Origin of the sequence: Nostoc sp. 'Peltigera membranacea cyanobiont' 232, from assembly GCF_002245985.1 — a bacterium.
In the GTDB taxonomy this organism is placed as follows: domain Bacteria; phylum Cyanobacteriota; class Cyanobacteriia; order Cyanobacteriales; family Nostocaceae; genus Nostoc.
In genome coordinates this window covers 1-5,536 of sequence record NZ_NOLK01000273.1, presented here as the reverse complement: position 1 = coordinate 5,536, position 5,536 = coordinate 1, and the positions used below count along the sequence as shown (strand labels likewise).

Genomic DNA, 5,536 nt, shown 5'->3' with positions numbered 1-5,536 from the left:
CCCTAATCCCCAATCCCCAATCCCCAGTACCGGAGCGAAGCGACCTTTGGCAATTGTGGCTACTCAAGGGGCGCTGCAACCACATTTACCACCACCAGAAGCTTTTGGGCAATTCTGTCTTACTCTGAAGCGAGGGATGGAATTAGATTTGAATGTCTTCAGTGAGAAAATAACTATTCTGGGGTACGAACGAGTCCCTCTGGTGGAAATGGAAGGACAATGGAGCCGACGGGGTGATATTGTTGATGTGTTCCCAGTTTCATCTGAGTTTCCAGTCCGGCTAGAATGGTTTGGCGATGAAATCGAGCAAATACGAGAATTTGACCCTACAACGCAACGTTCCGCTCAGGGGAAAGTTGAGCAGTTAATTCTTACCCCCACTAGCTTTGCTCCCATTGTGATGGCAGCACTTAAGAATAATTCTGAGTTAGGAGTTATGAGTTATGAGTTAAGTTCTGACTCAGAACTTAGCACTGAGAACTCATCACTGTTGGAAGGTAGTCGTCGCTTTTTGGGGTTGGCTTTCGAGCAACCAGCATCTTTGCTAAATTATTTATCAGAAAATACCTTGATTGCTATTGATGAGCCAGAACAGTGCCATGCTCATAGCGATCGCTGGGTAGAAAATGCTGAAGAACAATGGAGACTGGGGACTAGGGAAGAATCTAACCAAGTACCGAAAATTCATCGGTCTTTTGATGAGTGTTTGGCTGATATTGCCAAATTTAAAACACTATATTTATCGGAACTGTCAGAGGAAAATAGCGGGATCAACCTTTCTAGCCGATCGCTTCCAGTTACGCCGCACCAGTTTGCGAAACTAGCTGAAACCATCCGTCAAGAACGCGATCGCAATTTCTCGATCTGGCTGCTTTCTGCTCAACCTTCCCGTTCCGTCTCGCTGTTGCAAGAACATGATTGTCCGGCTCAGTTTATCCCCAATCCCCGCGACTACCAAGCGATCGATAAGCTGCAAATCAACCATATTCCCATAGCCCTAAAATATTCTGGTCTTGCGGAACTCGAAGGTTTTATTCTGCCGACATACCGAATAGTAATCGTCACAGATCGGGAATTTTTTGGACAGCATTCTTTGGCGACTCCCGGCTATATCCGCAAGCGCCACAAAGCTACTTCTAAACAAGTCGATCCCAATAAACTGCGTCCAGGCGATTATGTGGTTCACAGAAATCATGGTGTTGGGAAATTTGTCAAGCTGGAAAGTTTGATGATTAACAACGAAACCCGTGATTATTTAGTGGTGCAGTATGCTGATGGGTTATTAAGAGTTGTCGCCGATCAAGTGGGTGCTTTATCTCGGTTCCGCGCCGGAGGCGATAAAGCACCGGAACTCAACCGGATGACCGGTAAAGCTTGGGAAAATACCAAAAATAAAGTCCGCAAAGCCATCAAAAAATTGGCGGTGGACTTGTTGAAACTGTATGCAGCGCGATCGCAACAACAAGGTTTTAGTTTTCCAGGTGATATGCCTTGGCAGGAAGAATTGGAAGATTCTTTCCCCTACCAACCTACAACGGATCAACTCAAAGCTGTCCAAGATGTGAAACGTGACATGGAAAGCGATCGCCCAATGGATCGCTTAGTTTGTGGCGATGTCGGTTTCGGAAAGACGGAAGTGGCGATTCGTGCTATTTTCAAAGCAGTCACCGCCGGGAAACAAGTGGCACTCCTTGCGCCAACGACGATTTTAACACAGCAGCATTACCATACACTCAAAGAACGTTTTGCACCCTACCCCGTAAATGTCGGTTTGCTCAACCGTTTTCGTTCGGCTGAAGAACGCCGCGATATTCAAAAGCGATTGGCAACGGGTGAACTAGATGTAGTTGTTGGTACACAGCAACTTTTGGGTAAAGGTGTGATGTTCCGGGATTTAGGACTGTTGGTGGTGGATGAAGAACAACGGTTTGGGGTAAACCAGAAAGAGAAAATTAAAAGCTTGAAAACTCAAGTTGACGTGCTTACCCTCTCCGCGACTCCCATTCCCCGGACTTTGTATATGTCTTTGTCGGGAATTCGGGAAATGAGTTTGATTACCACACCACCCCCAACTAGACGAGCGATTAAAACCCATCTTTCACCGATAAATTCTGAAAGTATCCGCAGTGCAATTCGTCAAGAATTAGACAGAGGCGGGCAGGTTTTTTATGTAGTTCCACGAGTCGATGGTATTGAGGAGACAACAGCCAATTTACGAGAAGTGATACCGGGCGCTAGGTTTGCGATCGCTCACGGTCAAATGGATGAAAGCGAGTTAGAATCAACCATGCTCACTTTCAGTAATGGTGACGCAGACATCCTTGTTTGTACGACAATTATTGAATCTGGCTTAGATATTCCGCGAGTCAACACGATTTTGATTGAAGATGCTCACCGCTTTGGATTAGCACAGCTTTACCAGTTACGCGGTCGTGTGGGACGTGCAGGTATCCAAGCTCATGCTTGGTTATTTTATCCGAAGCAACGGACGTTATCTGATGCAGCCCGGCAACGTTTACGAGCAATTCAGGAATTTACTCAGCTAGGTTCTGGATATCAGCTAGCGATGCGCGACATGGAAATCAGAGGCGTGGGTAACTTGCTAGGTGCAGAACAATCCGGTCAAATGGATGCCATCGGCTTCGATTTATACATGGAAATGCTAGAAGAAGCAATTCGGGAAATCCGCGGCCAAGAAATTCCGAAAGTGGAGGATACGCAGATTGATCTCAACCTGACGGCATTTATCCCAGCAGATTACATTACCGATTTGGATCAAAAGATGAGTGCTTATCGGGCAGTGGCCACAGCTAAATCTAAATCAGAATTAAAGCAGATTGCCGCCGAGTGGAGCGATCGCTATGGTACTTTACCCGTCCCTGCAAATCAACTTTTGCGAGTCATGGAACTCAAACAGCTAGCGAAAAAACTCGGATTTAGCCGGATTAAACCAGAACAAAAGCAGCACGTCGTTTTAGAAACACCAATGGAGGAACCCGCTTGGAATTTGTTGGCGGCGAATTTACCAGACAATCTCAAGACCCGCTTTGTGTATTCTCCTGGTAAAGTGACGGTGCGCGGGTTAGGAGTATTTAAAGCAGATCAACAATTGCAGAATTTGATTGATGCTTTTGGGAGAATGCAAGGTGCAATTCCAGAGGCGGTTGGTGTTTGATCCGTTTTGCTCAAGTTTCTCGGCTAGACCTGACTTTTTCTGAATACAAAAACAACACTGAGGCAATAAACGAAGCAAGCACCATACAGCTATTAAGTATAAAAATGTTAAGAGTTTATCATTATGCTTGCCAAAGCGACTTTAAATAATTGACAGCCCAGGAGTAAAAATATGTTATGACCATAGACAACTTCATCCTTCGCCCAATGAATAGGTCAGAAGTGGACTTGGCCATTACTTGGGCAGCAGCCGAAGGCTGGAATCCAGGCAGGTATGATGCTGAATCTTTTTATCAAACTGACGAGCGCGGTTTTTTCTTGGGTGAGTTGAACGGTGAGCCTGTGGGATGTATTTCTGCTGTAGCTTACGATCGCTATTTCGGCTTTCTTGGTTTTTACATTGTGAAGCCGCAGTTTCGTGGGCTTGGATTGGGTATAAAAATTTGGAATCAGGCAATGGCTTATCTGTCTACTGACCGTAACATCGGTTTAGATGGCGTAATAGCTCAACAAGATAATTACAAAAAGTCTGGTTTCCAAATTGCTTACAACCATATTCGTTATGAAGGAGTTGGCGGCGGTGTTGTGCCTCCTGGTATCGTTGAACTAAGAACAGTACCTTTTGAGAAATTACTGGCTTATGATTGCCAACTGTTTCCCTCTCAGCGTTCGCTGTTTCTGCAACATTGGATTGAGCAACCAGGAAGTACTGCATTAGGGGTTCTCAAAGATGGGTATCTTACTGGTTATGGAGTTATCCGCCCTGCTTATACAGGTTTAAGAATTGGGCCGTTATTTGCCAATGATGAGAAAATTGCTGAAGCCCTATTTCTTGCCTTGCTCGCACAAAATCCTGATGTTCCAGTCTTTATTGATGTGCCAGATGTCAACTTACAAGGGATTGCTTTAGTTCAACATTATGGGTTACAGCCAATTTTTCAAACTGCTCGGATGTATACCAAAGGAATGCCTAGCTTACCTATTAATCGTGTATTTGGTATGACAAGTTTGGAACTCGGTTAGAAAGAGTTTGTGAAAAAAACTATGCAAGGTAAGAGCAAACAAATATGGTAGTTAGCATATTCTCACAAACTAGCTCAACAAGTTTATGAAAATTAGAGCAATCATTCATTCAGCAGAAGAAGGCGGCTATTGGGCAGAGATTCCCGCGCTTCCCGGTTGCATTACCGAAGGAGACACCATAGAAGAGGTAATGACTAATTTAAAAGATGCTATTGAAGGTTGGCTTGAAGTTGCCAACAGTCGTAATGCAATTGAGTCAACAGATTAAGTTGTTGAAATTGCTGTATGAAATCGATTTCCGGCAAGCAACTTTGTAAGATTGTGGAGCAAAAAGGTTGGGTTTTGCAAAGAATTACTGGCGTCACCATATTTGTGAAAACCCGGAAGTAGAAAAAATCCTGTCAATTCCTGTTCACCGCAATCAAGATTTGAAAGTTGGAACCTTGAAAGCCTTAATGAAAATGGCCCAGCTATCTGAAGAAGATTTACTTTAATTTCAAATTACTGCTCTGATTCATCCACTAACTTGCTTGGTTCACCGGGGTAAAAATCATAGTCCACAATCTCTGGCAAACTGTAAGGACACTCTACCGGAAAAGTCCGCTTGGGCAAATCTGTTTCTCCAACAGCTAATTCGATACCTTTAAGGTAGGCTTTGCGAAGTGCTTCTTCAAGGTAGGGTTTGAGGCTAGGATTATCTTCGAGCAGTTCAGCAATATCTAAGCGTTGAATACGAAGTGTTGCTAACCAGCTACGGCTACGACACCCTGACTGATATTGCCATTTTAGTAAATGTCCAATCAACACACTCAGACGGTTTCGTAATTCTTGACGTTGCTGTTTACCCAAAGATTGAATCTCCTCAATCAGATTTTGCAGATCAATCTGACTCCACTGCTCATTGCGAAGTAAAGTTGCTTGTTCCTGTGTCCAAGCGTAAAAATCAGTTTCGTAGAGGCTTGGTGAAAGCATTGGTATCTTTGGGTTTGTTTCAGGTACACCCATTAGGTTAGTTCAACCTCAACGTCTTTGCTTTTATTGTAGAACTGTCTCAAATACTAGTTCTGCTATTGAGAGCGATCGCTTTTTTATGCCTCAAATTTTTGATACTATATATAGTATCATCTCTCAATGAGCAAATTAAGAAAATTAGTAGATCAGTTCCTAAAGCGACCTCCAGAAGTGCGATTTCAGGAAGTTTACTATCTACATGGGGTACAGCCGGGATACGTGCAAGTGCGATTCGTTGTAAAGTTATGTAAACAAAAACTCTACAACCCCTACCAGAACTACCTTCACAATTTCTCAAGCCAAAACTAAGAGCTTGTCATCATCCAAC

At 43.8% G+C, this 5,536-nt stretch carries 5 protein-coding genes; 4 read left to right on the top strand and 1 reads right to left on the bottom strand.

The window, feature by feature from the left end; genetic code table 11:
• From mfd to CDG79_RS38720, 4 genes are all read left to right on the top strand, one after another.
• The coding region (gene mfd, locus CDG79_RS38735; RefSeq protein ID WP_094346808.1) for a transcription-repair coupling factor at positions 1 to 3,175 on the top strand (3,175 nt) is incomplete at its 5' end.
• Between the two features lie 176 nt (positions 3,176 to 3,351).
• Entirely contained in the window at positions 3,352 to 4,197 is an 846-nt protein-coding gene (locus tag CDG79_RS38730; protein WP_094346807.1) for a GNAT family N-acetyltransferase, read from the top strand.
• 85 nt (positions 4,198 to 4,282) lie between these two features.
• Positions 4,283 to 4,465, top strand: a complete 183-nt coding sequence (locus CDG79_RS38725; RefSeq protein WP_094346806.1) for a type II toxin-antitoxin system HicB family antitoxin — start codon at positions 4,283 to 4,285, stop codon at positions 4,463 to 4,465.
• Positions 4,466 to 4,532: 67 nt separating this feature from the next.
• A complete protein-coding gene (locus CDG79_RS38720; RefSeq protein WP_223278608.1) occupies positions 4,533 to 4,691 on the top strand; it encodes a type II toxin-antitoxin system HicA family toxin in 159 nt (52 codons plus the stop codon).
• Between the two features lie 7 nt (positions 4,692 to 4,698).
• On the opposite strand, the gene CDG79_RS38715 is transcribed toward CDG79_RS38720, so the two are convergent.
• A complete protein-coding gene (locus CDG79_RS38715) occupies positions 4,699 to 5,202 on the bottom strand; it encodes a DUF29 domain-containing protein (protein WP_094346805.1) in 504 nt (167 codons plus the stop codon).
• Positions 5,203 to 5,536 lie beyond the last annotated feature (334 nt).